The sequence below is a fragment of the uncultured Tessaracoccus sp. genome, assembly GCF_947255005.1.
GTDB lineage: Bacteria > Actinomycetota > Actinomycetes > Propionibacteriales > Propionibacteriaceae > Arachnia.
Map to the genome: position 1 here is coordinate 24,227 of NZ_CAMYFI010000007.1, position 24,287 is coordinate 48,513.

26 protein-coding genes are annotated in these 24,287 nt (G+C 62.0%); 5 read left to right on the plus strand and 21 right to left on the minus strand.

All coding sequences use genetic code 11. The features are described 5' to 3' along the window. The first annotated feature begins 37 nt into the window (after positions 1-37). From Q0X61_RS02780 to Q0X61_RS02795, 4 genes are all read left to right on the plus strand, one after another. The gene (locus Q0X61_RS02780) at positions 38-1,345 is read left to right on the plus strand and encodes a DivIVA domain-containing protein (RefSeq protein ID WP_297740119.1); all 1,308 of its coding nucleotides are present in this window, start codon (positions 38-40) and stop codon (positions 1,343-1,345) included. Next, positions 1,342-2,490 carry an AI-2E family transporter gene (locus Q0X61_RS02785; protein ID WP_297740121.1) on the plus strand — a complete coding sequence of 383 codons (1,149 nt, stop codon included), beginning with the start codon at positions 1,342-1,344 and terminating at the stop codon, positions 2,488-2,490. Before Q0X61_RS02780 ends, Q0X61_RS02785 begins: the two co-directional genes overlap by 4 nt. Before the next feature lie 38 nt (positions 2,491-2,528). After that, positions 2,529-3,224 carry an endonuclease NucS gene (gene nucS, locus Q0X61_RS02790; RefSeq protein ID WP_297740123.1) on the plus strand — a complete coding sequence of 232 codons (696 nt, stop codon included), beginning with the start codon at positions 2,529-2,531 and terminating at the stop codon, positions 3,222-3,224. A 271-nt stretch (positions 3,225-3,495) separates the two neighbouring features. Continuing rightward, positions 3,496-4,278, plus strand: coding sequence for an alpha/beta fold hydrolase (locus Q0X61_RS02795; RefSeq protein ID WP_297740125.1), 783 nt, complete (start codon positions 3,496-3,498; stop codon positions 4,276-4,278). Here the strand turns inward: Q0X61_RS02795 and Q0X61_RS02800 are convergent, their stop codons facing one another. After that, positions 4,279-4,941: a peptidylprolyl isomerase gene (locus tag Q0X61_RS02800; RefSeq protein WP_297740127.1), complete on the minus strand. Its 663-nt coding sequence runs from the start codon at positions 4,939-4,941 to the stop codon at positions 4,279-4,281. It abuts the gene before it with no gap. A gap of 34 nt (positions 4,942-4,975) precedes the next feature. On the opposite strand from Q0X61_RS02800, the gene Q0X61_RS02805 reads away from it, so the two are divergent. Next, positions 4,976-5,587 carry a cob(I)yrinic acid a,c-diamide adenosyltransferase gene (locus Q0X61_RS02805; protein WP_297740129.1) on the plus strand — a complete coding sequence of 204 codons (612 nt, stop codon included), beginning with the start codon at positions 4,976-4,978 and terminating at the stop codon, positions 5,585-5,587. Between the two features lie 808 nt (positions 5,588-6,395). Here the strand turns inward: Q0X61_RS02805 and Q0X61_RS02810 are convergent. The 20 genes from Q0X61_RS02810 to lysA all read right to left on the minus strand — a co-directional run bounded on the left by Q0X61_RS02810 (position 6,396) and on the right by lysA (position 24,260). Further along, positions 6,396-6,854: a DUF2550 domain-containing protein gene (locus Q0X61_RS02810; protein ID WP_297740131.1), complete on the minus strand. Its 459-nt coding sequence runs from the start codon at positions 6,852-6,854 to the stop codon at positions 6,396-6,398. A gap of 78 nt (positions 6,855-6,932) precedes the next feature. Continuing rightward, positions 6,933-7,343: a F0F1 ATP synthase subunit epsilon gene (locus Q0X61_RS02815; protein ID WP_297740133.1), complete on the minus strand. Its 411-nt coding sequence runs from the start codon at positions 7,341-7,343 to the stop codon at positions 6,933-6,935. Positions 7,344-7,345: 2 nt separating this feature from the next. Further along, a complete protein-coding gene (gene atpD / locus Q0X61_RS02820; protein ID WP_297740135.1) occupies positions 7,346-8,782 on the minus strand; it encodes a F0F1 ATP synthase subunit beta in 1,437 nt (478 codons plus the stop codon). 17 nt (positions 8,783-8,799) lie between these two features. Next, the gene (locus Q0X61_RS02825) at positions 8,800-9,705 is read right to left on the minus strand and encodes a F0F1 ATP synthase subunit gamma (RefSeq protein WP_297740137.1); all 906 of its coding nucleotides are present in this window, start codon (positions 9,703-9,705) and stop codon (positions 8,800-8,802) included. Between the two features lie 7 nt (positions 9,706-9,712). Then, a complete protein-coding gene (atpA, locus tag Q0X61_RS02830; protein ID WP_297740139.1) occupies positions 9,713-11,347 on the minus strand; it encodes a F0F1 ATP synthase subunit alpha in 1,635 nt (544 codons plus the stop codon). A 16-nt stretch (positions 11,348-11,363) separates the two neighbouring features. Further along, on the minus strand, positions 11,364-12,107 hold the full coding sequence (locus Q0X61_RS02835) for a F0F1 ATP synthase subunit delta (protein WP_297740141.1): 744 nt from the start codon (positions 12,105-12,107) through the stop codon (positions 11,364-11,366). Beyond that, a complete protein-coding gene (locus Q0X61_RS02840) occupies positions 12,104-12,637 on the minus strand; it encodes a F0F1 ATP synthase subunit B (protein WP_297740143.1) in 534 nt (177 codons plus the stop codon). The genes Q0X61_RS02835 and Q0X61_RS02840 overlap by 4 nt, the downstream gene beginning before the upstream one ends. Positions 12,638-12,659: 22 nt before the next feature. Continuing rightward, the gene (gene atpE / locus Q0X61_RS02845) at positions 12,660-12,881 is read right to left on the minus strand and encodes an ATP synthase F0 subunit C (protein ID WP_297740145.1); all 222 of its coding nucleotides are present in this window, start codon (positions 12,879-12,881) and stop codon (positions 12,660-12,662) included. Between the two features lie 49 nt (positions 12,882-12,930). Then, positions 12,931-13,707 (minus strand): F0F1 ATP synthase subunit A, encoded by a 777-nt coding sequence (gene atpB, locus Q0X61_RS02850; protein ID WP_297740206.1) that lies wholly within the window; start codon positions 13,705-13,707, stop codon positions 12,931-12,933. Between the two features lie 17 nt (positions 13,708-13,724). Continuing rightward, complete coding sequence (locus tag Q0X61_RS02855) at positions 13,725-13,952, minus strand: AtpZ/AtpI family protein (protein WP_297740147.1); 228 nt, start codon at positions 13,950-13,952, stop codon at positions 13,725-13,727. A gap of 26 nt (positions 13,953-13,978) precedes the next feature. Continuing rightward, entirely contained in the window at positions 13,979-14,446 is a 468-nt protein-coding gene (locus Q0X61_RS02860) for a hypothetical protein (protein ID WP_297740149.1), read from the minus strand. Next, positions 14,433-15,554 (minus strand): glycosyltransferase family 4 protein, encoded by a 1,122-nt coding sequence (locus Q0X61_RS02865; RefSeq protein ID WP_297740151.1) that lies wholly within the window; start codon positions 15,552-15,554, stop codon positions 14,433-14,435. Before Q0X61_RS02865 ends, Q0X61_RS02860 begins: the two co-directional genes overlap by 14 nt. Continuing rightward, positions 15,547-16,308, minus strand: coding sequence for an L-threonylcarbamoyladenylate synthase (locus Q0X61_RS02870; RefSeq protein ID WP_297740153.1), 762 nt, complete (start codon positions 16,306-16,308; stop codon positions 15,547-15,549). The genes Q0X61_RS02865 and Q0X61_RS02870 overlap by 8 nt, the downstream gene beginning before the upstream one ends. Beyond that, positions 16,301-17,182: a peptide chain release factor N(5)-glutamine methyltransferase gene (prmC, locus tag Q0X61_RS02875; protein ID WP_297740155.1), complete on the minus strand. Its 882-nt coding sequence runs from the start codon at positions 17,180-17,182 to the stop codon at positions 16,301-16,303. Before prmC ends, Q0X61_RS02870 begins: the two co-directional genes overlap by 8 nt. Next, a complete protein-coding gene (gene prfA, locus Q0X61_RS02880; protein WP_297740157.1) occupies positions 17,182-18,249 on the minus strand; it encodes a peptide chain release factor 1 in 1,068 nt (355 codons plus the stop codon). The genes prmC and prfA overlap by 1 nt, the downstream gene beginning before the upstream one ends. A gap of 171 nt (positions 18,250-18,420) precedes the next feature. Next, complete coding sequence (gene rpmE, locus Q0X61_RS02885; protein WP_297740159.1) at positions 18,421-18,627, minus strand: 50S ribosomal protein L31; 207 nt, start codon at positions 18,625-18,627, stop codon at positions 18,421-18,423. A 118-nt stretch (positions 18,628-18,745) separates the two neighbouring features. Further along, entirely contained in the window at positions 18,746-20,503 is a 1,758-nt protein-coding gene (gene rho, locus Q0X61_RS02890) for a transcription termination factor Rho (RefSeq protein ID WP_297740161.1), read from the minus strand. Positions 20,504-20,690: 187 nt separating this feature from the next. Next, positions 20,691-21,563 (minus strand): homoserine kinase, encoded by an 873-nt coding sequence (gene thrB / locus Q0X61_RS02895; protein ID WP_297740163.1) that lies wholly within the window; start codon positions 21,561-21,563, stop codon positions 20,691-20,693. After that, positions 21,563-22,855, minus strand: coding sequence for a homoserine dehydrogenase (locus Q0X61_RS02900; protein ID WP_297740165.1), 1,293 nt, complete (start codon positions 22,853-22,855; stop codon positions 21,563-21,565). Before Q0X61_RS02900 ends, thrB begins: the two co-directional genes overlap by 1 nt. 1 nt (position 22,856) lies before the next feature. After that, on the minus strand, positions 22,857-24,260 hold the full coding sequence (gene lysA / locus Q0X61_RS02905) for a diaminopimelate decarboxylase (RefSeq protein ID WP_297740167.1): 1,404 nt from the start codon (positions 24,258-24,260) through the stop codon (positions 22,857-22,859). Between the last annotated feature and the right edge of the window lie 27 nt (positions 24,261-24,287).

Here is a 24,287-nt window from a genome sequence, read left to right on the forward strand (position 1 = left end):
TGTCCTTGCAGCCCACACGATGCCTAAGGAGACTCACGTGGTGGATCCATCCCGCGACATGGAATCAGAAGAGACCGGCCTCAACCTCTTCGACGACAAGGCGACCGCAGCCGGCAGCTTTCCCGCCTCAGTGCTCGGTTACGAGCGCCATTCGGTAGACAGTTATGTGCGCGAAGTCGAATACCAAGTCAGCGATTTGAAACAACGCCTGCGTTCGTTGCAGCGGGAGATGACCTACATCCGGGCCGAAGTCGGCGAGACCGATTTCGAGAAACTGGGTTCCCACGCCACGGGGCTGTTGCGTGCCGCGGAAGCGCAGGCCAAGGACATCGTTGACCAGTCTGAACGCGAAGCCGAGCGTATCGTCACCGAAGCCCGGCGTTCTGCCGGTTCACTGCGCGACTCCGCGCAGCAAGAAGCCGACGATATCCGCTTGACTGGTATCGCGTCGCTGCGCGACCTGCGTACCGAGCAGTCCGCGGCGTGCCAGAAGGCTCTCGACGACGCCCGCACCAGCGCGACCAAGATCGTTGAAGACGCGGAACAGCAGCGAGACACCGTGATCACTGGCGCCCGCTCGGAGGCGAGCGGCATCATCGAAGCAGGACGCATCGAAGCGGAGCGTCTGCGTGTAGAGGCGGAACGCGACGCTGCCGCTATCCGTGAACGCGCGTATAAGGAGGCGGAGCGATCGCTGGCTGACTCCAGCGCCGCCGCCGACGCTGCTGCGAAGGCCATCGCTGAACGTCTCGCACTCCACGAATCCGAAACAAAACATGCCGCAGACGAGGTCGCCGCCGCCCGTGCCAATGCCTCGGAGATCCGTCAGAGCGCGCTCGAAGATGCCGAAGATGTCCGCGTGACGGCGCACCGTGAAGCGGAAACCATCATGACCAATGCGCGCAACAGGGCGAAGGAAGTGCTCACGAATATCGAAGAGCGCGTCGAATGGAGCAAGAAAAAGCTGCTGCGTGAGGTCGGGGTGCTCGAAGCGCGTAAGCGTAGCGCCGTGGCCCAGCTCGCCAATCTCCGTGCCTTGGCAGCCGAAGCCGATGAGGAGTTCTCCAACACCGATACCGAAGCAGTGCTGGACGACTTCGTCGAGATTCCCGACAAGATACTGCCGGAGGCCGGTCCGGAAGAGCCGACCACCGAGGTTCAGCTGAGCGACGCCACAGAAGCGGAGGAAGCCGATGCCGAGGTCACGGAGGAGACGAGCCTCGCCACGGACGACGACCCCGCAAACGATGCAGCGGACGAGGCCGAGCCTGAGACCGCTGACGAGGAGCCGGACCAGACGGACATCGAGGATCCCGTCGACGATGAACCCTCGACGACGGCATGAGCGAGGAAACGAAGCCTCCACGCAAGTCGGTGTTCAATAAGGTCCGTTCAGCCCTTGCGCCCGCGCCTGTAGCAGAGGAGCCCGAGTTGCCGGAGATCTCCGACGCCGAGCAACTTGACCACCCTCAGCCGAGTTCATTTGCGAAGGGATTCTTCGGAGCACTCGGGGTGCTCGTTGCCATTGCGCTCAGCCAAGCGATAGCAACGGTGCAGAACATCGTCGTGCTCACCATCCTTGCTTTCGTGCTGGCCCTCGGCGCGAGCCCGCTGATCATGTTCCTGCAACGCAAGATGCACAAAGTGGTGGCGATGGCCTTGGTCACCGTTGCCGTGCTAAGCATCGTCGCACTCGGCATCGTGACGGTGGTGCCGCTCCTCACACAGCAGGTAACGCTCCTGGCGCGCAACCTCCCTCGCATGCTGAATAATCTGCTCGCCAACCGGCAGATCCGAAATCTCAATGAGCAGTACGGCATCATTGACAAGGCACAGGCGGCGCTGCAAGCCAACAACATCGGGCACCAAGTCTTCAACGGCGTGCTCGGTGCCGGAGCGGTCGTGGTGAACTTCGTGTTCTCATTCATCATTACGCTAGTGCTCACGCTGTATTTCATCGGGTCGCTGGATAAAATCAAGCACCTGGTGTACAGCCTGGCCCCGGCTAGTAAGCGCGGGTCAGCTAAACGCATTGCGAATCAGATCTTCGCCGGCGTATCGGGCTACATCCAGGGCATGATCATCATCGTTCTGCTCGCCACATGCTCGGCATTTGTGTTCGTCTACTTCGCCGGCATGCGTGAGTACGCCGTCGCGTTGGCGTTCATGCATGGTCTCCTATGCTTCATCCCTGTGATTGGCCCGCCCACCGGCGCCGTCATCATCACACTCGTGGCGTTCACGGTGAACCCGACAACGGCCATCGCCGCCATTATCTTCTTTGTGCTGTACCAGCAGCTTGACGCCTACGTGATCTACCCACGCGTGATGAGTCACACGGTCAAAGTACCGGGTGTACTCGTTATACTCTCCGCACTCGTCGGAGGCATTCTCTTGGGCATCATCGGCGCACTGTTGGCGATTCCGACGGCCGCGGCGCTCATGCTCATCTTCAAGGAAGTGGTGAAGCCAGCGCTGGATCGACGCTAGTTGGGGCCGGTGCGCACAACGCTGGTACCGTAGCGAGCGTGAGATTGGTGATTGCGCAGTGTCAGGTCGACTACGTCGGACGCCTCACCGCCCACCTTCCCATGGCCAAGCGGCTCCTGCTCATCAAGGCCGACGGCTCGGTTTCCGTCCACGCCGACGACCGTGCCTACAAGCCACTCAACTGGATGAGCCCGCCGTGCACGCTCACGGTGCAAAGCCCAGACCAGACGACGGCTGAAGAGCTTGGCGTGACCGAGGAGTGGATCGTCCGTGCATCCCAGGGCGACACCCTGCACATCAAGATCGGCGAGGTATTCCTCGATACCGACCACGAACTTGGAGTAGACCCCGGGCTCGTCAAGGATGGCGTCGAGGCACATCTTCAAGCGCTCTTGGCCGAGCACCCGTCGACGTTCGGCGAGGGGTGGAATCTGGTGCAGCGCGAATTCATGACGCCCATCGGCCCGGTAGACCTTCTGTTGAAAGACGCCGAGCACCGCTACGTCGCCGTCGAGGTAAAGCGTCGCGGCGAGATCGACGGCGTGGAGCAGCTCACTCGTTACCTCGAGCTGATGAACCGAGACCCGCAGATCGCCCCCGTGCGCGGCATTTTTGCTGCCCAGCAAATCAAGCCCCAGGCCCGCACGCTCGCCCATGATCGGGGCATCGAAACCCTGCTGATTGATTATGATGCGCTGCGTGGGCTCGACAACGCAGACGAGCGGCTGTTCTGATGGGCCGCAAACGTCCATCGAAGCATCTTCGACCTCCGCGTCCGCTACGGATGGGGCAAGACGTGCGACGCTATATCGTTGATGGCTCCTCGTTCTTGAGCCGCACCATCCGTCCTGGGCAATCTTCTAAGGATTACCGCTGCCCTGGCTGCAATCAGCTGATCCGAGCAGGGCTCGGGCACGTCGTCGTTTGGCCTGAGAGTCCCCCACTGGGCGCCCGGTCTGGCGTGGAGGTGCGACGGCACTGGCACTCGAGTTGTTGGGAGCGCTCATGACCCTCTATTCCAGAACCGTCGGCGACGGCCCCATCGACGTGGTCTTCATGCATGGCCTGTTCGGCCAGGGCAAGAACTGGTTTACCGTCGCCCGTGCGCTAGAGGCGGTTGCTACTTCGCACTTGCTCGACATGCCGAACCATGGTCATAGCCCATGGACGGTGGAGTTCGATTACGACGAAATGGCCGACATCGTCGGCGATTGGATTCTCGACAACTTCGATCATCCAGTGGTCGTGGTCGGGCATTCGATGGGCGGAAAGGTCGCGATGCGTTTCGCTCTGCAGCGCCCCGAGGCAGTCGCTGGCCTGGTTGTCGTCGACATCTCCCCCGCCCGCAATGACTCGGCGCTAAACTTCACGTCGTTGGTGGCGGGCTTGAAAAGCCTCCCGTTGAACGACGTCGTAAACCGCGGATGGGCTGATCGGGTGCTGGCTGAGCGAATTCCCAACGACGACATCCGGCGCTTCCTGCTGCAGAACTTGCAGCACAAGGACGGCGCCTGGAGTTGGCTCCCCAATCTGGATTTGTTGGGCGACAATCTCCACGCCATTGCCGGGTGGAAGCCCGCTGCGGGGTGGAGCTACGAAGGCCCGACGCTGTGGGTGGCCGGTGGGCGCTCCGACTACATCAAGGAGTCCCATCAGGCAGTGATGCGAGAGCTGTTTCCCGCCGTGCGCATGATGACGGTGAAGCAGGCCGGCCACTGGGTGCACGCCGACGATCCGGACACCTTCGTGCAGACGCTCCGCCTTTTCTTGGGTGAGCTATCCGGTTAATCAGCCCAGCGTTACGCTCTTGATGCGCGCTTCGGCATTGGGTTTGGCGGGGCCTGCGTCGCCCGCGCCCGCCCTGGCGATACCGCGGATGATCTCGAGCCCGGCGTCATCCATCGTCGCGAACACGGTGTAATGCGGGGGCAATTCGGAGTCATCGAAGACGAGGAAGAACTGGGACCCGTTCGTGTCGGGACCACGGTTCGCCATGGCAACCACGCCGGATGTGTAGGTGAGGTCGTTGGTGGTCTCGTCGGCGAAGGTATAACCAGGCCCACCCAGGCCTGTGCCGGTCGGGTCGCCGCATTGCAAGATGAAGATGCCCTCGTCAACCAGGCGATGGCATTGCGTGTTGTCGTAATATTCCTGCTCTGCGAGCGAAAGGAAGCTGTTGACGGTACAGGGGGCCTTCTCGCGATCGAGCGTGAGGTTGATATCTCCTGCGGTGAGCTGCAAAGTGGCGTTCACGGTGCCCTGATTTGGCACATTCGTGCCTGGTGGTGGGTCCACCGGGCGAGCCGGTTCCGTCTGGTCGGATGGATAATCGCATTGCGTTGCCGTGCTGAGGCCGTCACCTGAACTAGACGCCGACTGGTTGGCGTCGGCACATGCCGACAATCCGAGGGCTATGGCCACGAACAAGATGCTCACCTGAGATACACGCACGTATGGCAGCCTATCCGCTACTAGGCTGGCAAGCATGGTCACACTCTCGAAGATTTATACCCGCACTGGCGACGGCGGCGAAACCCGCCTCACCGACAACTCCGTCGCTCGCAAAACTGATCTGCGCGTAGAAGCCTACGGGCAGGTGGACGAAGCCAACTCCGCCATCGGGCTCGCTGTGGCGTTCGGGCTCCCCGAGCGCATCGTGGAAATGTTCGACGTGGTGCGCAGCGAACTCTTCGACCTCGGCGCAGACCTGTCGAATCCGCTGAGCGAGCACCCCAAATGGGAGCCCCTGCGCATCGTGCAAAGCTCCATCGATCGTCTCGAGGCGTACTGCGACGAGCTGCAAGAAGGGCTGCCGGTGCTTCGGTCGTTCATCCTGCCGGGTGGCACTCCGGCGGGCGCGCAACTGCACGTCGCCCGCACGCTGGTGCGCCGTGCGGAGCGCACGGCTTGGGCGTGCGTCGACACGTACGGCACGGAACCTAGCGACGAGGAAGGCAAGGGCGGCATGAACCCGCTGGCGGTTACCTATCTGAATCGGCTGTCGGACCTGCTGTTCGTGATGGCTCGCGTCACAAACGGGACGGACCACGAGACGCTCTGGGTGCCTGGCACAGACCGAGAGAAGCCCACGCAGTAACCCGTGGCATCAACCGGCGAGGCACGCCCATCAAAGTGTGTGATCTATTGCGGAAACTCGCAACAACCCTCACACGTTGAGGGTTCTCGTCCGAGTAGGCCGTCTTGCCATGCAATGCGTCCGGAACCGAGTAGTAATCTCACGATCATCCTCCACCAGCACGCCTTGCTCAGGCTGATGCCGATACATGTGATGATCACGCACTGTCGCCGCTGTGTTACTAAGCGCCCGCTTGAGCATGGCTTGCAGGATCTGAACGTTGCCAGTGCAGCTGCGAGGTTAGACGCCGATCAGGCTGCGGGAGTTATCAGCACAACACCAACTCAAAGACCCCGCACGACGCTAAGCGCGCGAGGTCTTTGAGTAGTATCAGTAGCCTCTCTTTCTGTTCTCGTTCGCGATCCACCACGAATTGACGAGATTGCCAAGCCCTGCGGTGAATAGGAAGAGAATGATATGGACGACAAGGCTGTGGCGCTTCTTCGGAAGTCGTCCGTATCCAGACATCATCATTAGGGCGTAGACAAGAAAAACCCTGCTATGGGTTTTGTCAAGTGATCACCCGTCGTCGAACTTCAAAATCCGTACGCAGATGAGATGAAGGGCCCGATTTAAGGGTGTTTGGTTAAACTGCGTACGGATTTTGAAGTTGCTCCGTCGGTGCATCTCGATACGGCGACTGCGTCGCCTACTCGATGACCGGGGTGGGGCGCGGTCCAGTGGTGGTTGAGTAGCCCGCGAAGCAGGCGTATCGACGGTGGTTGAGTAGCGTCCGGAGGGCGCGTATCGAAACCCCATCCCGCAGGATCTACTCGGGTGTAGCTGGTCCCGACGGTGGGTACAAACCTGGAGGAGCCGCCTCCATCCAACTCATGAGTGCGGTAGCGACGTCGCGCTCCACCCCGAAGTAGTAGCTGCGCCCGCTAGCGGAATCTCGGACAGTAAGGACGCAGGAATTGTCGTACAGCAGAAATGCGTCCGCACGGCTGGGCTCCCTCGCTGCGCTGGCGTGAATCTGCCCTCGCCTCAGCCGCAGTGCTGGACGTAGCGAGAGTGAGAACGAACGGAACCACTGCAATTCTTCTCCGCGGTATCTTCCCATGCCCAGATACCAGCGCAAGGCCGGGTCTTCCCCTGCTCGTCGCATGGCGCAGTCGAAGGCGCCCCCCCGACCGGTCAGCCAGCGACGCCGGAGGTAGAGACAGAGCAAGGGCGCGACGATGAGCGCAACGAGCAGCAAGACCGCCCACACTACGTTCCACAACACGGGTGCGCTCACCTCCTTGATCGACTCAGGGCAGCCCCCACATCGTGTGAGGACCGCCCTGAGTGTTGAATACAACCGCTAATTCGATGCGTACTGCTCGGCAGCCGCGAGCTGCGCCTTCAACATGTGAATGCGATGGCGCTCGGCGTCGCTCTGCTCGCCGGCTTGGTACTTGAGCATCAGCTCATCCAGTTCCTTCTGTGCCTCGTCCGTAGAGATCTCATCGCCCAAGGAGGCCGTCTGCGCGAGGATAGAGACGCGGCCCTCTGCACACGAAATGAACCCTTCATCGACGTACAGCGATTCCTGTCTGCCATCCGCAGTGACGATCTGCACTCTGCTGGGGACGAGCAGCGCAAACACCGGCTCGTGGCCAGGCAGCATGCCCATGTCACCTTCGACGGTGCGGGCAATCACCTGCACCGCCTCGCCCGACCACACGCGTCGGCTTGCGGAAACTACTTCAACCTTCAGCGGAGGACGTGCCACGATCAGGCGTCCTTCTTCATCTTGTCGTAGTTCTCCATGACCATGTCCATGCCGCCGACGTTGAAGAACGCCTGCTCAGGAACATGGTCGACGTCGCCACGGCAAATCATCTGGAAGCCCTCGATAGTGTCCGCCAGCGGCACCGTCGAACCCTCGATGCCAGTGAACTTCTCGGCCATGTAGGTGTTCTGCGACAGGAACTGCTGGATACGACGTGCACGGTTCACCGTGATCTTGTCTTCCTCAGACAGCTCGTCAATACCGAGAATGGCGATGATGTCCTGCAACTCCTTGTTACGCTGCAGAATCTGCTTCACCTGGGAGGCGGTGTCGTAGTGTTCCTGGCCCACGTACTGCGGGTCGAGGATGCGCGAAGAAGACGTCAGCGGATCGACTGCGGGGTAGAGACCACGCGAAGCGATCTCACGCGAGAGCTCCGTCGTGGCGTCGAGGTGAGCGAATGTCGTCGCCGGTGCCGGGTCGGTGTAGTCATCAGCAGGCACGTAAATGGCCTGCATCGAGGTGATGGAATGGCCACGGGTCGATGTAATACGTTCCTGCAGCTGCCCCATCTCGTCGGCCAGGTTCGGCTGGTAACCCACCGCTGAGGGCATGCGCCCGAGCAGGGTCGACACCTCGGAGCCCGCCTGGGTGAAGCGGAAGATGTTGTCGATGAACAGCAGCACGTCCTGGTTCTGCACATCGCGGAAGTACTCCGCCATGGTCAGGCCGGTCAGCGCAATACGCAGACGCGTGCCCGGGGGCTCGTCCATCTGGCCGAAGCACAGCGCGGTGTCCTTGAGGACCCCGGCCTCCTCCATCTCGTTGATGAGGTCGTTACCCTCACGGGTGCGCTCACCAACACCGGCGAACACCGAGGTGCCACCGAAGTTGTGCGCGATGCGGTAAATCATCTCCTGGATAAGCACCGTCTTACCTACGCCGGCACCACCGAAGAGGCCGATCTTACCGCCCTTCACGTACGGAGTGAGGAGGTCAAGCACCTTGATGCCGGTCTCGAGCATCTCCGTGCGCGGTTCGAGGGCGTCGAACGGCGGCGGATCGCGGTGGATAGGCCAGCGTTCGGTGACTTCGACGGTGGCCGGGTCAGCATTGAGCACGTCGCCGGTCACGTTCCAGACGTGGCCCTTGGTGACGTCACCGACAGGAACCGAGATCGGTGCCCCGGTGTCCACCACTTCGGCGCCGCGACGCATACCGTCGGTGGGCTTCAAGGAGATAGTGCGGACGATGTTGTCCCCAACGTGGAGCGCCACCTCGAGGGTGATTGTCTGCTTGACGCCCATGACGTCGGTCTCCACCTTGAGTGCGTTGCCGATCTCAGGGAGCTGATCAGCCGCGAACTCGACGTCCACCACAGGGCCGATGACTCGGGCGACGCGCCCGGCTGCCGTGGTCTGTGCAGTAGTTGTAGTCATTTCCTACCTCATTGGTTTCAGGCTGATTCGGACAGCGCCTGTGCGCCACCCACGATTTCTGTGATTTCTTGCGTGATCTCGGCTTGTCGGGCCTGGTTTGCCTCGCGCGTGAGCTGCTCGATCAGGCTCTGCGCGTTGTCCGTCGCCGACTTCATGGCCTGCTGACGAGCCGCCAGTTCCGACGCGGCCGCGTCCAGCAGTGCGGTGTGAATGCGGTCGGTCACAAACATGGGCAGGAGCGCGTCGAGCACGGTCTGTGCGTCGGGCTCGAACTTGTAGAAGTGGTTGTCGCTCTCGTCCGGGAAATCATCCGGATCGGCGTCCACCACTTCCAACGGAAGCAAGCGCAGCGCGCTGGTCTTCTGACTAATCATGGATTCGAAGCGGGTGGTGATGATGTGAATCTCATCGACACCGCCCTCCTCCGCGGGCTTCAAGAAGGCCTCCAGCAGTACTCGAGCGATTTCCTTCGCATCCTGGTGTGAAGGACGTTCGGAGAACCCCGTCCAGCTCTGTGTAATCTCATGTTCGCGGAACTCGTGGTAAGCCACGCCCTTCTTGCCTGTGAGGTAGAGCTGCACTTCCTGACCTGCGACGGTGCGCAGATGCTCACAGACTTCCTCACCGAGGCGAATCACGTTGCTGGAGTAGGCACCCGCCAAGCCGCGGTCGCCAGTGATAACAAGCACAGCTGAGCGCTTCGGCACATCTGCGCGCTGCAAGAACGGGTGCTCGAGATCGTTGGCGCCCGCCAGCATGGACACTGCCTTCGTCAATTCGATGGTGTACGGCAGTGCTGCGCGCTGGGCCTGCTGGGCCTTCACGATGCGCGAGGACGCAATGAGTTCCATCGCCCTCGTGATCTTCTTGGTAGCCGAGACGGACTTTCGTCGCTGCCTGAGCTCCCGGAGACTGCTGCCCATGTGCCGATCAGCCCCGCTTCTTGCGGACGATCTTCTGCTGGTCGATGTCCTTCTCGTCGAGGGCATCGAAGTGTTCCACGCCGATGCTGTTGCCCTCGGAGTCCTTGAACGTGCGCTTAAAGTCCGCGAGCAGCCGGAGCGTGGCGTCCTTCTCCTCATCCTCGAACACATTGCTGTCAGCAATGTGCTGAAGCACCTCACCGTTGTGGCGGAGGTACTCGAGGAAGTCCTGTTCGAAGCGCAGGATGTCTGCCACCGGCACGTCATCCATGTGGCCCTCGTTGCCGAGCCACACCGAGACGACCTGGTCTTCCACCGGGTACGGGGCGTACTGGCCCTGCTTCAACAGCTCCGTGAGGCGAGCGCCGCGTTCAAGCTGGCGTCGGGAAGCTTCGTCGAGATCCGAGGCGAACATGGCGAAGGCCTGCATGTCGCGGTACTGCGCCAGGCCGAGCTTGAGCGTGCCAGAGACCTTCTTCATGGCCTTCACCTGCGCGGCACCACCAACACGCGACACCGAGATGCCTACGTCGATAGCAGGACGCTGGTTCGCGTTGAAGAGGTCAGACTGCAGGAAGATCTGACCGTCGGTGATCGAAATCACGTTGGTGGGGATGTAGGCCGACACGTCGTTGGCCTTCGTCTCGATGATGGGCAGGCCCGTCATCGAACCGCCGCCCAGCTCATCGGAGAGTTTCGCGCAGCGCTCCAGCAGCCGCGAGTGGAGGTAGAAAACGTCACCGGGGTAGGCCTCACGACCAGGAGGACGACGCAACAGCAGCGACATCGCGCGGTACGCCTCAGCCTGCTTGGTGAGGTCATCAAACACGATGAGGACGTGCTTGCCCTGGTACATCCAGTGCTGACCGATGGCAGAACCAGAATAGGGGGCGATGTACTTGAAACCCGCCGGGTCGGATGCCGGCGCGTGCACGATGGTGGTGTACTCCATCGCGCCGGCCTTCTCGAGTGTGCTCTTCACCTCAGCGATGGTGGAGCCCTTCTGACCAATCGCGACGTAGATGCAGCGAACCTGCTTCTTCGGATCCCCCGACTCCCAGTTCGCGCGCTGGTTGATGATGGTGTCGATCGCAATGGCCGTCTTGCCGGTCTTTCGGTCACCAATGATGAGCTGACGCTGACCGCGACCGATCGGGATCATCGCGTCGATGGCTTTGAGGCCGGTCTGCAGAGGCTCACGAACTTCCTGGCGGTCCATCACGCCCGCGGCCTGCAGCTCCAGCGCACGGCGGTCTTCAATGCCCTTGATCTCGCCAAGACCGTCGATAGGGTTACCCATCGCGTCGACGACGCGGCCGAGGTAGCCCTCGCCTACCGGCACGGAGAGCACATTTCCCGTGCCGTGCACTGTCGATCCCTCGTCGATACCTTCGGATTCACCGAGCACAACGACGCCGATCTCACGCTCGTCGAGGTTCTGCGCGATGCCGAGCGTGCCGTTCTCGAAGCGGAGGAGCTCGTTTGCCATCGCGGAGGGCAGACCTTCCACACGTGCAATACCGTCGCCCGACGTGACAACCCGGCCAACCTCAGTCTTGCTGGCACCTTCCGGCTTATACGCTGCGATGAAGTCGTTCAGCGCACCGCGGATCTCGTCTGGACTGATGGTCAGTTCAGCCATTGGGTCCTACTTTCGCTTAGGAGTGGATGAGCTGGCGCCGCACGTCCTCGAGGCGGCCAGCAACTGTGGATTCGTAAACGTCGTGCCCGATAACGACGTTGATACCCCCGAGAACCTCGGGGTCAACGCTCATCTGGACCGACACGGGACGCCCGGTCTTGGCTGCCAGCGCAGAGCGGAGACGTTCCATCCTCGCCTGGTCGAGCGGCCGGGCCACCGTGACCTTCGCGACGAGGGACTGGGAGATTTCCGCTGCCTCGTCAAGGTAGTCATCGATGGTCTTGGTGTAGCTGCGACGGTGTCCGCTCAGCGCGCGCGCGGCGAGCAACGCGGTCACCGGATGTACATCGGGCCCATGCAGCTTCGCGATCAAGCCACGCCTGGCATCCAAGCTGAACGTGTCATTGCGCAACGTGGTGGTGAGCTCTGCAGAGCTGCCCACCGCGTCGCCAATGATGTGCAGTTCGCTCGTCACCCGTGCCAGCGCGTCTTCAGCCAGTGCGCTCCGCAACGCGGCTTTGACGCCGTCGAGCTCAACTGCTCGCGTCATGTCGTCCGCGTTGCGCCACGATGCCTTGACAACCCGTTCCAAGCAATCAAGCGAAGCGTCGCTCACGCGTGATTCAAACAGCCTGCGTGCCAGCTCAGCGCGTCGCTCCGGCTTGGCGGATGGATCAGACAGCGCGCGACGCAGCATCGGCTGGCCGGCGAGCACGTCGGTCAGTTGGAAGAGTTCGTTGGCTGCGTCGAGTGAACTCATCGGGCTGCGCCTGCCCGCTCAAGCTCGGCAAGGAAGCGATCCACGGTACGCAGCGCGCGGTCATCATCGTCGAGGGACTCTTCGATGATCTTGCCTGCGAGCGTGGTGGCCATGCCGCCCACTTCACCCTTGAGCTCGTTCATGAGCTGTGCGCGCTCTGCTGCCAGCTGCTGACGGCCTGCCTCCAGGATGCGGTCTGATTCCTTTGTGGCCTTGTCGCGGGCCTCAGCGAGAATCTGAGCGCTCTGGTTCTTCGCGTCCTCACGGATTTTAGCGGCCTCTTCACGCGCTCCGGAGAGCTGATCCTGGTACTGCGCCCTGGCTGCCTCTGCTTGGGCCTCAGCGGCAGCAGCACGCTGCATACCACCCTCGATCTTCGAAGAACGTTCCTCGTACATCTTCTCGAAGGCTGGAACGATCGCCTTCGCCATGATGAACCAGAGGATCAGCAGCAGGACGATGCCCCCGATGATCTCCGAGAGGTAGTGAGGCGCCAAGGGCCCGAAATTGACCTCTTGGGGTACCCACATGGTGGAAACCATTCGTACGGCCTCAGTTCAGGACGAACGCGAGGGCGATGGCAATAATCGCAAGGGCCTCAACCACGGCGAAGCCGATGAACGCGGTGCTCATCATGGCGCCACGAGCCTCGGGCTGGCGGGCAGTGCCGTTAATCACCGAGGCGAAGATCCATGCCACACCCAGTGCCGGGGCGATGGTGGCGATGGCGTAGCCGATCATGTTGATGCTGCCGTTGATTTCGAGGAGCTCCATTTGATTACCTTTCGGATGTGTTCTTCGGTTTAGGGAAGAAGAGTTTGGGTCAGTGTTCCTCAGCGATAGAGGTGGACACATATTGGGCGGAGAGAACGGTGAAGATGTAGGCCTGCAGGGCGCCGATGAACAGCTCCAGCAGCATGATGATGAGGCTGAACAGGAAGCTGACGCCGCCGGAGATGTTGTAGAACAGGTTGTCCTGGTACGTCAGCAGGAACCCGCCGCCAACTACAAACACCATCACGACGAGGTGACCAGCGAACAAGTTGGCAAACAAACGCAGCGCAAGAGTCAGCGGACGCGTGATGAAGGTGGCGAGGAACTCAAGTGGCATCACCAGCGGCAACAGGTACCCGGGGACACCATCAGGGATGAGCGACTTCTTCAAAAAGCCGAGCACGCCCCACTTGGCCATGCCCGCCCCGACGTACACGCACCACGCGACGATAGCCAGGCCGTAGGCGAATCCCACGTTGGAGAATGTCGGGTACATGAACAAGAACAGCTGGCCGAACCAGTTGTTGAACAGCAAGAACGTGAACAGCGCAAGCAAAAAGGGAAGGAACTTGCGGTACTCCGCATGCAGGATGTCTCGCGCAATGCCGTTGCGCACAAACTCGTACGCGAACTCAAAGAAGTACTGGCGTTTGGTCGGCTGAACTTTGAGCTTGCGTGAGCCGATCCACCAGAAGATGATCACCAGCAAGCAGCCGATGATGGCCTGCGCGAGGGGCTTGTTGAACCAGTCGGGAAGCACTCCGGGCCAGATGGAGCCCCACTTGAAGTCGTCAACTCCAGGCGGCGTGTAGCCACCACCCTCCATTGGAACCAAGCCAATCGTCACTTGACGCTCCCGTAACGCTTGTAGATCAAGTAGATGCTAGCCACAAGTCCTGCAATGAGGCCAATTGGTAGCAGCCACGAGGTACCGAAAAAATGATCTCCGAGCCAACCCAAGGCACCGTAAAACACGATGCCCGCAAGGATGTAGCTGATTGCCACCATGCCATCTTCACGGCCGGTGGGAACCTGGCTTCCTGCCTTCGACGGTGACGGTGTGGTACCCATGACGAGCCCGATGCTAGCAGGAAATCTTAGGTTTGCTCATCTTCCGGATCAGCTGGTGCGATCTCGTCGTAAATGGGCACGCGTTGGCGGCTCGCTACCAGGACTACCCCGCCCACCCAGGCGAACACGGTGGCGGTCATTGAGGCGACGAGCCACCCGTCGATGATGCGAGGGGCGACGGCGTCGAGCGACAGAATGGCCCATAGCCCCGCCGCGATACCGACGACCCGCACCGCGTAACTCGCGAGCACGAGACCGAGGCCGTGCATTGGTTCCATGTCGGAGGCAATGGCTTCCAGCCACTGACCCACCCCGTAGAAAATCACCACCGTGGCGAAACCGAGCGAAGAGGTGAGCACCCCGTCGTATCCGGAGACGACCGCAGCGAGCGCGATCACAATCAGACCAGCGGCATGCCCACCGACGACGCCGCCGATCATCATCTGCCTGGCTCGCCGAGCGGCTCCGCTGACGACGCGCTCAGCGGGTGCCATCGTCGCCTATTGGAGTTCGGGTGGATTGAATAGGACGAACCGTCCAGATCAAGACGATGATGAGGAAGGCGACGATGCCCCATCCGACCAGCGCCGAGTCGCTCAGTCCGATTGCCACCAAGCCCCCAGAAACGAGGGCCGTCCAGGAGTACATGAGCAGGACGGCCCCACGAATCGAGTGCCCACGCGCGACGAGGCGATGGTGGATGTGGGAGCGGTCGGCGACGAACCAGTACTGGCCGTTCATGGTGCGGCGGATATAGGCAAGACCGAGGTCAAGCAGCGGCAACACCAGCGCAGCGAACGGAACGAGAATAGGAAGCAGCGCAGGGAGCACGTCGGCACTACCCCCGGTGAGCGCGGAAGGATCGATCTGCCCGGTGAACGAGATGGTGCTCATGGCCATCAGAAGACCGAGCAGCATGGAGCCGGCGTCGCCCATGAACATCTTCGCCGGGTGCCAGTTGTGCAGGAGGAAGCCCAAACAGATGCCAGCGGTGGCGACCGTGATGAGCGACGCCGTCGTCGCGCGCACCAGTTCGTGCTCGTAAGCGAGGAAGTAAGCGTAGGAGAAGAACGACAATGCGCCGATGGCGACGACACCCGACGCCAGCCCGTCGAGACCGTCGACGAAGTTCACGGCATTCGTGCACAGCGCGATGAAGAACATGGTGATGAGGATGCTGCTCGCATCATCGAGGGCGATGATGCGGTCGGGCAACGGAATCCAGTAGATGCGCACGCCTTGCAACACGACGATGCCCGCGACGAGCCCCTGCCCACCCAGCTTCACCAACGCGGGAAGGTCGATCTTGTCGTCGATGGCGCCGATGAGCGTGAGCACGAGGCCTGCGAGGACGACGGCGAACGCATCATGGGCGACGATGGGATGCCGCCCCAAGAACGGCATCTGCACGCCGAAAAGCAGCGCGACGGCAAGGCCGACAAACATGGCAACCCCACCCAGGTAAGGAATCGGAAGCGTGTGCATGTCACGCGCGCGCACTTGCGCGAACATGCCGATACGGATGGCGATGTGGCGCAGCAAGCTCGCGGCCAGGAATGTCACCGAGGCCGCGACGAGGAACACCAACAAATATTCACGCATCGTTCGTCGGCGGTTCCTCGGATTGGACTTCGGCTTCGACGGGTTCCGACTCTGGCCGAGACTCGTCGGGCTCCTGATCCGGGGGCACCGGCTGCTCATCCTGGGCGTCAGACTCGGAGGCTTCCGGAAGGTGAACGCTTGGCACGGCCTCCTGGAGCTGCTCGAGGGAGAGCTTCCCTAGCCGCAAGACCACTCCGTCGGGATCAGAGGAGCAGTCGACGATCGTGGAAGGTTCTGGGCCGGGTGTTGGCCCGCCATCGAGATACACGGCGACGGACTCGCCCAACTGTTCCAGCGCGTCGGCGCAGTTCGTGGCCGAGGGTTGCCCTGAGAGGTTGGCGGAGCTCACAGCGAGCGGGCCGGTGCGTCGCAGTAGTTCACGAGCACCATCGTGGTTGGGAACGCGCAGGGCTAGGGTGCCTCGGGTCTCCCCCACCTGCAAATGCACCGACTTCTGCACGTCGAGAATCAGCGTCAGCGGGCCTGGCCAGAAGGCGCGGGCGAGTTCTTTGGCGCTGTCGGGCACCTGCGCCACGAGCGCACGCATCACCGACGGCTCGGCAATGAGCACCGGCGGAGGCATGTCCTGCCCGCGATGCTTCGCGTCCAACAGCGCCTGCACCGCGTCGGCGGAAAAAGGGTCAGCCCCAATGCCGTAGACGGTGTCTGTGGGAAACACGACGGTGGCGCCATTCCCGATGGCCGTCACCGCGGCATCGAATCCAGCTTCACCAAGATCAAACGACTCACTCACGCGTACTATCCTGCCACTTGCGCTCTGCGATTGACTCAACCCATTCGGCGGTCACGAACCTGTCGCGCCCCGTGAGATCGCGGTAACCCTCGGCCGCAGCGAAACCAGCCCGTCTGAAGATCTGGATGACCTGTGCTTGATGGGACTCGTCATGTTCGACGACGAGCGTTCCGCCTGGCCGCAACAACCGTGCGGCGGTCGTCGCCACCACCGGCATGGCATCCAGACCGTCAGGCCCCGCGAACAGCGCCGCGTGCGGATCGCGACCCACCACGTCTTTGGGTAGCCAATCTCGCACGCGTTCGGGAACGTAAGGTGGGTTCACCACAACCAGGTCAACCGTGGCATCCAGTTTGGGGAAGGCGGTACTCATGCAGCCGATGTCGACGGTGACGTCAACGTCAGAAAGATTACGCCGCAACCACGGTTCGGCGTCCGTCGAACGTTCATTGGCGAACGCTTCGACTCCCCCAAGCTCGCGCACGATGGAACGGATGATGGCGCCGGAACCGGCGCAGAGCTCCACGACCCGCCGGCGATCCGGGGGGCGCGCGGCGAGCAGCTCAATGGCCTTGCCAGCGACGAGTTCCGTTTCGGGGCGGGGAATGAATACCCCCGGCCCTACGTGGAGCGTCTCGTAGCGAAAAAAGGCCTCGCCCGTGATGTGTTGCACTGGTTCCCCTTCAACGCGGCGGCGAGCCAGTGCCCGCGCGCGCTGTTGCTCGCCGGGGGTTACTTCCCAGCGAGTCAGCAACTGGCTCACGTCGGTCTCGCATGCCTCAGCGACGAGCAACCGCGCGTCGGAGCTGGGGCTAGGAAACCCGAAGGAGGCGAACTCGTCGGCAAGTTCGAAGATCAGTTCCGTTGGCCGCATCACTGGCCCACGCTGGCCAGCCGTTCGGCCAGATCTTGCTCAGCGAGCGCATCGAGTGCTGGCCCGAGCTGGCCGTCGAGCACCTGGTCGAGGTTATGAGCCTTGTACCCAATGCGGTGATCGGTGATGCGGTTCTCGGGGAAGTTGTAGGTGCGAATGCGTTCGGAACGGTCGACGGTGCGCACCTGCGACTTGCGGCTCGCCGCGGCCTCTTCGGCTGCTTGCTCCTCAGCAATCTGGATCAGTTTCGAACGCAGCATACGCATGGCCGATTCCCGGTTTTGAATCTGTGAGCGTTCGTTTTGGCAACTCACGACGGTGCCGGTGGGCAGGTGGGTGATGCGCACCGCCGAGTCGGTGGTGTTCACGCCCTGGCCGCCGGGCCCCGAGCTGCGATACACGTCGATGCGGAGGTCGTCGTCGTTGATCTCGATATCATCTGGTTCGACGTCAGGCGAGACGAGAACGCCCGCTGCCGAAGTGTGGATCCTGCCCTGCGTTTCCGTGACGGGCACACGCTGGACGCGGTGCACTCCACCTTCGAACTTGAGCCTGCCGTACGGGGCGAACTCCGACTGGGCGGTGCCCTTGACGGCCAGCGTGACGGACTTGAAGCCTCCCAAGTCCGTCTCTTGCGAGTCAAGCACCTCAATCTTCCAGCCCACCTGCTCGGCGTAGCGCTGATACATCCGGAACAGATCTCCCGCGAATAGTGCGGATTCCTCGCCCCCTTCGCCGGACTTGATCTCGAGAATGGCGTCGTTGTCGTCATTCGGGTCCCGCGGAGCGAGCAGGCGCGTGAGCTTCTCGGTCATGGCCTCGAGCCGTGCGTCGAGTTCACCTACTTCGCCGGCGAACGTCTCGTCCTCTTCGGCGAGTTCCGCAGCTGCCTCACGGTCTTCGGCGAGACGCCGATACTCCTCCACGCTCTCGACGATGGGCCGCAGCGAGGCGTAACGTCGCCCCACTCTGCGCGAGCGGGACAGATCACTCAGCACCTCGGGGTCAGCTAACTGCCCCTCGAGCTCGTGGAATTCTTCGACTAAGGGGGCTGCGTTCTCGAACATGTTGCTCCGACGTGAAAGTGGTGAAGGGGCACCGAGCTGCTTCTCAGTGCCCCTCCAAAGATGATAGGTCGGTTCGGCCATCAGATTGCTGGGAACCGAACACCCTCGGCCACGTACTGGGGAACTAACGGCACGCGGAGTACTGCGACGCTCGCACGGCGCGCAGCACGATCACTTCTTGGCGTAACGGCGCTCGAAGCGGGCCACACGGCCACCGGTGTCAAGAATCTTCTGCTTGCCGGTGTAGAACGGGTGGCAGGCCGAGCACACGTCGGCATTCAGCGAGCCAGATTCGGCCGTGCTGCGGGTGGTGAAGGTGTTCCCACACGTGCACGTGACGTTCACCTCGTGGTAAGTGGGGTGAATTCCCTGCTTCATAGTGTTCTCCTCGTGATGTGTTTCCCCGGGTCGCGAGGTGGCACCCCGCGTGAACCGGCACAGCGATCAAGTATGCCGCGAGACGTGCTCGAAACGAAATCGCCTCGCCAGTGTGGTGTTAATCGTGAGCGCCTGGCGTGGTCTTGAGCACCGACAACAGGAAATCGTGGTTGGTCGGCGTCTTGCGCATACGGCTGAGCAACGTCTCGAGTGCGCCGGAGTCATCGAGCCCGGAGAGCGCACGGCGAAGCTTCCAGATGATGGTGAGCTCGTCGCGGCCCAGCAAAAGATCTTCGCGACGGGTGCCGGACGCGTCGACGTCGATCGCAGGGAAGATGCGCTTGTCGGCAAGTTCGCGACGGAGCCGGAGCTCCATGTTGCCCGTGCCCTTGAATTCTTCGAAGATCACCTCGTCCATCTTCGAACCCGTCTCGATGAGCGCGGTAGCCAAGATGGTGAGCGAACCACCATTTTCGATGTTGCGTGCTGCGCCGAAGAACTTCTTCGGCGGATAGAGCGCGGCCGAGTCGACACCACCGGAGAGGATACGTCCCGACGCGGGAGCAGCCAGGTTGTACGCGCGCCCCAGGCGGGTGATGCCATCCAGCAACACGACGACGTCGTGGCCGAGCTCGACGAGGCGCTTGGCGCGCTCGATGGCCAGTTCAGAAATGGTGGTGTGGTCTTCGGCAGGACGGTCGAACGTCGACGCGATGACCTCGCCGGACACCGTGCGCTGGAAGTCGGTCACTTCCTCGGGGCGTTCGTCGACGAGCACCACCATGAGGTGCACCTCGGGGTTGTTGGCCGTGATCGCATTGGCGATGGCCTGCATGACCATCGTCTTACCAGCTTTGGGGGGCGAAACGATCAAACCGCGCTGACCCTTACCGATGGGCGCCACCAGGTCGATAATGCGCCCGGTGAAGCCGTTTTGTCCGTTCTCCATCTTCAAGCGCTCTTGTGGATACAACGGCGTGAGCTTCGAGAACTCGGGGCGGTTCTTCGCCTGCTCCGGCTCGAAACCGTTCACCGTGTCCAGGCGCACCAAGGGATTGTACTTCTCCTTGCGCTCGCCCTCCTTAGGCGTGCGAATGGCGCCGGTGACGACGTCGCCACGACGCAGCCCATACTTACGGACGAGGCCCATCGACAGGTACGCATCGTGTGGTCCGGGCAGGTACCCCGTGGTGCGCACGAAAGCGTAGTTATCGAGGATGTCGACGATGCCGCTGACGTTAGCGAGCACGTCGCCCTCGCGAATCTGGGGCTCGGCTTCGTTGTTACCCATCCCGCCACCGCGGTTGCGGCGGTTGTGGCGATCGCGGTTACGACGCCGCCGGCTGCGACGCGACGTACCTTGCCCGTGATCGTTGTCGTAGTCGCCTAAGGAGTTCGAATCGTTGCCCGGGCGATCATTGGAGTCATCGACGGAGCGAGATTTCGTGGTGGTCTCCCCCATCGCAGCAGCCAACAACGAGCCGACCTCTTCGTTGGTCTCTTCTTGCGCGGAGCGGTCACGCTCGGTTTTCTCCCGACGACGACGGGCACCGCGTGATTCCCCACGCTCGGCATCGCCTGAGCGCTGCGCACCGGAACCACCAGATGAGGCCCCGTCCGTGTCCGCACCGGAACGCTCGGCCTTGGGTGCGACGTCGTCGGAGCGCTCAGCCGAGGGCTGTTTGTTCGCGGCGGATCGCTGACTTGCCTGGGGTTCCCGCTGAGCGGCAGCCGGCTTCGACGAGCCGCCAGCACTCTTGGCCTCAATGGCGCGGATCAGGTCTGCCTTACGCATGCCAGAGAGCCCCTTGAGGCCCATGTCAGCCGCGATCGTTTTCAATTCGGCGAGCTTCAATGTCGCCAAGGATTCTGTCACGAAGATGTCCTTCTGGTCGCTCGACGGTGGAGCGCATACGAAAATATATGGTGTTTGATTCCCGGTTGCGTCACTCATGTGGAAGCTCGACTTGCACGCGACGCGAACTCGTCGGGAACCGAGTCGACATTAGCAGGCTCAGCAATTGGGTACAAACAATCACGTCAATCGGGTGTCGCGCAGCCTGTCAACGAACGAGCTGCACACCGTCCCCAACGGGAAGTTCCAAGCAACGAAATCCTTCCGCGGGCACCTGGAAGTCCAGCGCAAAATTGTCGGCCGTACCGATGGCGAACACCGTCGGTCCGGCGCCAGAGATCGTCGCGGGCACGCCCACGTCCCTGAGCCGTTGCATGAGCGTGAAGCTGGGTTGCATCAGGTCGGCACGGAAGCGCTGGTGCAGGTGGTCATTGGTCGAACGCAGCAGGAGCTCAGGGCGTTGCGTGAGCGCGAGCATGAGCGTTGCCGCACACGCCGCCTGGTGGACGGCGTCGCTTCGTTCGACACGCTCGGGCAGGACGGCTCGAGCGCCTTTGGTGGGCACCTCAAACGTCGGAATCCACACCTTGGTGGAGAGGTGTTCATGCAGGGCAAAGGGCTGTACATCGACGATGTCGCCGTCGATCCATCCCAGCGTCGCGCCACCGTACACAGCGGCTGCCGCATTGTCTGCATGGCCCTCGATCAGGCTTGATACTCGCGCCAGCTCACCAGCGTGCAGATCATCAGAACGGCTCAACCCCCATGCCAGCGCAAGGCCAGCGACGATGGCCGCTGCCGACGAACCAAGCCCACGCGAGTGCGGAATCACGTTGCGACACGTGATCGCACAGCCTGGCAGAACACCGTCGCCCCATTCATCGACTCCGCGCTGCATGCTGCGCACCACGAGGTGGCGCTCATCACGCGGGACCGTGTCAGCGCCTTCCCCCTCGACGTGGACGCGCACGCCCTCACCGCCCGGTGTCAGCTCAATCTCGTCGTACAAGTCGACGGCGATGCCGATGCAATCGAACCCCGAACCGACATTGGCGGTGGTAGCAGGCACTCGCACCCGCATCAGGCACCCTCGATCCGCATAAACCGCACGTCATAGCCGACGAAATCAGCCGCCTTGAGGGCCTCGACGACACTAGCCAGATCAGATTCCTTGGCTTCGTGGGTCATGAATCCAAGGCGTGCAGAGAATCCGTCATGGCGCTCAAGGCCCTCGAGGTACGACTGCTGCACGGTCTGCACGGACACGTCATGCTCGGTGAATATCTGCGCTGCCTTCGACAGCACACCCGGGCGGTCGCTGACAGCAATGGAAATGAAGTAACGCGTCGTCGATTCCCCGATCGGCGCCACTGGCCGATTGCGATAGTTCGACGAGGCCATCGCGGTGGTGCCCCGCACGAAGTGACGCGCGACGGTGACCACGTCGCCCATGACGGCCGAAGCGGTGGGCGCTCCTCCGGCGCCGGGGCCGAGGAACATAAGCTCGCCGGCTTCCCTCGTCGTGACGAACACTGCGTTGAACGCCCCGGATACGGAAGCCAGCGGATGCTTCAGCGGCACCATGGCCGGATGCACTTTGACGGCGATGGAATCGTCGTTGGCTCGGGCGACAGCCAGCAGCTTGACCGTGCAATTCATGGCCTTTGCAGCTTCGATGTCTTTCTGCGTGATGTGGGTAATGCCCTCGCAGAATACCTCGCTGCCCTTCACGTTTGTGTGGAACGCGAGTGCGGCCAGCAGCGCCGCCTTGGACGCTGCATCGTGACCTTCGACATCGGCCGTCGGGTCAGCTTCCGCATACCCCAGCGACTGGGCCTGCTGCAGGGCCTCGTCGAAGCCCATCCCGGTGGTCACCATCTTGTCGAGGATGTAGTTGGTGGTGCCGTTGACGATGCCGATCACGCTGGTCACCTCGTCGCCGACGAGGGATTCGCGAAGGGGACGAATGATGGGGATCGCACCCGCCACTGCCGCCTCGAAGTAGAGGTCAGCGTTGTTTGCGTCGGCCAGCTCCGACAACTCAATGAGTCGCTCGCCAAGCAGGGCCTTATTGGCCGTGACGACCGAGCTTCCGCGCTCGAGTGCGCGTCGCACGAGCACCTCAGTGGGTTTGAGACCGCCCATGACCTCTACCACGAGATCCGCACGGTCCACCACGGATTCGAGGTCGGTCGTCAGCAGTGCGGGGTCGATGCCTGGACGTTCTTTCTTGAGGTCGCGGACCCCGATGCCGGTGAGCTGCAGCGGGCGTCCGACGCGCTGCTCCAGTTCAGCGGCTTGGTCGATGATGATTCGGGCAACCTGCGTGCCAACGGTGCCCGCCCCGAGCAGGCCAACTTTCAGTGCTTCCATCTCACTCTCCTACATCGAGACGCATGAGGTCGTCCAAGGTTTCACGGCGCAACATCACCGACGAGACGCCGTCGCGCACACGGACGAGCGGCGGACGCGGCACCTGGTTGTAGTTGCTGGACATCGATCGCGCATAGGCGCCAGAACCCGGCACGGCAATGATGTCGCCGACTGCCAAATCGCTGGGCAGAAACACGTCTCGGATGAGGATATCGCCACCTTCGCAATGCTTCCCCACCACGCGGCATAGCAGCGGCTCTGCGTCTGAGACCCGGTTGGCCACCACCGCTGAGTATTCCGCCGCGTACAGCGCGGGTCGGATGTTGTCACTCATGCCGCCATCGACCGATACGTAGGTACGAACTTTCCCACCCTCAAGCTCGACCGGCTTGATGGTGCCGACGGTGTAGAGCGCCACCCCGGCTGGGCCACTGATGGCGCGCCCCGGCTCAATCGCCAGCGTCGGTCGGTTGAGCCCCAACGCGCGGCATTCGTGCTCGATCATCTCGTCGAAGGCGGCGGCGAGTTCACTCGTCGGCTTGGGAGAGTCGGCCTCGGTGTAGGCGATACCGAAGCCGCCACCCAGGTCGAGTGCCTGCAGTTCGACGCCGGTGGCGGTCTTGAACTGGTGCGCCAGCTTCAGCGTGCGTCGAATTGCCACCTCGAAGCCCATGGTTTCAAAGATCTGCGAACCGATGTGCGAGTCGATGCCCAGCAGTTCGATGTGCGGGGAGTGTTCGCAACGCACCAGCCCGGCCAACGCCTGGCCGCCTAAAATAGACAGCCCGAATTTCTGGTCTTCGTGCGCGGTGGCGATGTATTCGTGCGTGTGCGCTTCGACGCCGGTGGTCACCCGAACCAGGGCCTTGGCCTGCACCGCGAGCTTCTCGCACGCCGCCTCGATGCGCTCAATTTCCTGGAAGGAATCGACGATGAACTGCCCAACACCCTGCTCCAGGGCGAACTCGATTTCGTCGACGGACTTGTTGTTGCCGTGGAAGCCCAACCTGGCAGCAGGCATGCCACCCGCGAGTGCGATCTGCATCTCACCCATCGTCGTAACGTCAAGATTGAGGCCCTCTTCGCACACCCATCTGGCAACCGTTTTCGTCAGCAGCGACTTGCCGGCATAGAAGATGCTCCAACCTTTGAACGCTTCACGAAAATCCGCACAACGCTCACGGAAGTCGGCCTCGTCAATGAAGTACGCGGGGCTGCCGTGACGGGCGAGGAGCTCCGTCGACGAAGCCCCGCCCAGCATGAGCGTGCCGTTGTCGTCGCGACGAGTTCCTCGAGGCCACAGTTTCGCATCCAGCGCGTTGATGTCGTGTGGGCGGTGCAGCCACTGTGGTTGGATGCCCGAATAGTCCGCGTGAATCGACCCAGCGATGTGCATATGCGTCATAGTGCCCCCAAGCCTGCCAGAAGAAGG

Excerpts from the sequence above, each read along its gene's own strand:
- Q0X61_RS02855 (WP_297740147.1), bottom strand. The coding sequence starts at position 13,952 with ATGGGTACCACACCGTCACCGTCGAAGGCAGGAAGCCAGGTTCCCACC.
- Q0X61_RS02825 (WP_297740137.1), bottom strand. The coding sequence starts at position 9,705 with ATGGGCAGCAGTCTCCGGGAGCTCAGGCAGCGACGAAAGTCCGTCTCG.
- prmC (WP_297740155.1), bottom strand. The coding sequence starts at position 17,182 with ATGCGGCCAACGGAACTGATCTTCGAACTTGCCGACGAGTTCGCCTCC.
- Q0X61_RS02795 (WP_297740125.1), top strand. The coding sequence starts at position 3,496 with ATGACCCTCTATTCCAGAACCGTCGGCGACGGCCCCATCGACGTGGTC.
- Q0X61_RS02785 (WP_297740121.1), top strand. The coding sequence starts at position 1,342 with ATGAGCGAGGAAACGAAGCCTCCACGCAAGTCGGTGTTCAATAAGGTC.
- Q0X61_RS02840 (WP_297740143.1), bottom strand. The coding sequence starts at position 12,637 with ATGTGGGTACCCCAAGAGGTCAATTTCGGGCCCTTGGCGCCTCACTAC.
- atpA (WP_297740139.1), bottom strand. The coding sequence starts at position 11,347 with ATGGCTGAACTGACCATCAGTCCAGACGAGATCCGCGGTGCGCTGAAC.
- Q0X61_RS02835 (WP_297740141.1), bottom strand. The coding sequence starts at position 12,107 with ATGAGTTCACTCGACGCAGCCAACGAACTCTTCCAACTGACCGACGTG.
- thrB (WP_297740163.1), bottom strand. The coding sequence starts at position 21,563 with ATGCGGGTGCGAGTGCCTGCTACCACCGCCAATGTCGGTTCGGGGTTC.
- lysA (WP_297740167.1), bottom strand. The coding sequence starts at position 24,260 with ATGACGCATATGCACATCGCTGGGTCGATTCACGCGGACTATTCGGGC.
- rpmE (WP_297740159.1), bottom strand. The coding sequence starts at position 18,627 with ATGAAGCAGGGAATTCACCCCACTTACCACGAGGTGAACGTCACGTGC.
- prfA (WP_297740157.1), bottom strand. The coding sequence starts at position 18,249 with ATGTTCGAGAACGCAGCCCCCTTAGTCGAAGAATTCCACGAGCTCGAG.
- Q0X61_RS02865 (WP_297740151.1), bottom strand. The coding sequence starts at position 15,554 with ATGCGTGAATATTTGTTGGTGTTCCTCGTCGCGGCCTCGGTGACATTC.
- Q0X61_RS02805 (WP_297740129.1), top strand. The coding sequence starts at position 4,976 with ATGGTCACACTCTCGAAGATTTATACCCGCACTGGCGACGGCGGCGAA.
- atpB (WP_297740206.1), bottom strand. The coding sequence starts at position 13,707 with ATGGAGGGTGGTGGCTACACGCCGCCTGGAGTTGACGACTTCAAGTGG.
- atpE (WP_297740145.1), bottom strand. The coding sequence starts at position 12,881 with ATGGAGCTCCTCGAAATCAACGGCAGCATCAACATGATCGGCTACGCC.
- Q0X61_RS02860 (WP_297740149.1), bottom strand. The coding sequence starts at position 14,446 with ATGGCACCCGCTGAGCGCGTCGTCAGCGGAGCCGCTCGGCGAGCCAGG.
- atpD (WP_297740135.1), bottom strand. The coding sequence starts at position 8,782 with ATGACTACAACTACTGCACAGACCACGGCAGCCGGGCGCGTCGCCCGA.
- Q0X61_RS02900 (WP_297740165.1), bottom strand. The coding sequence starts at position 22,855 with ATGGAAGCACTGAAAGTTGGCCTGCTCGGGGCGGGCACCGTTGGCACG.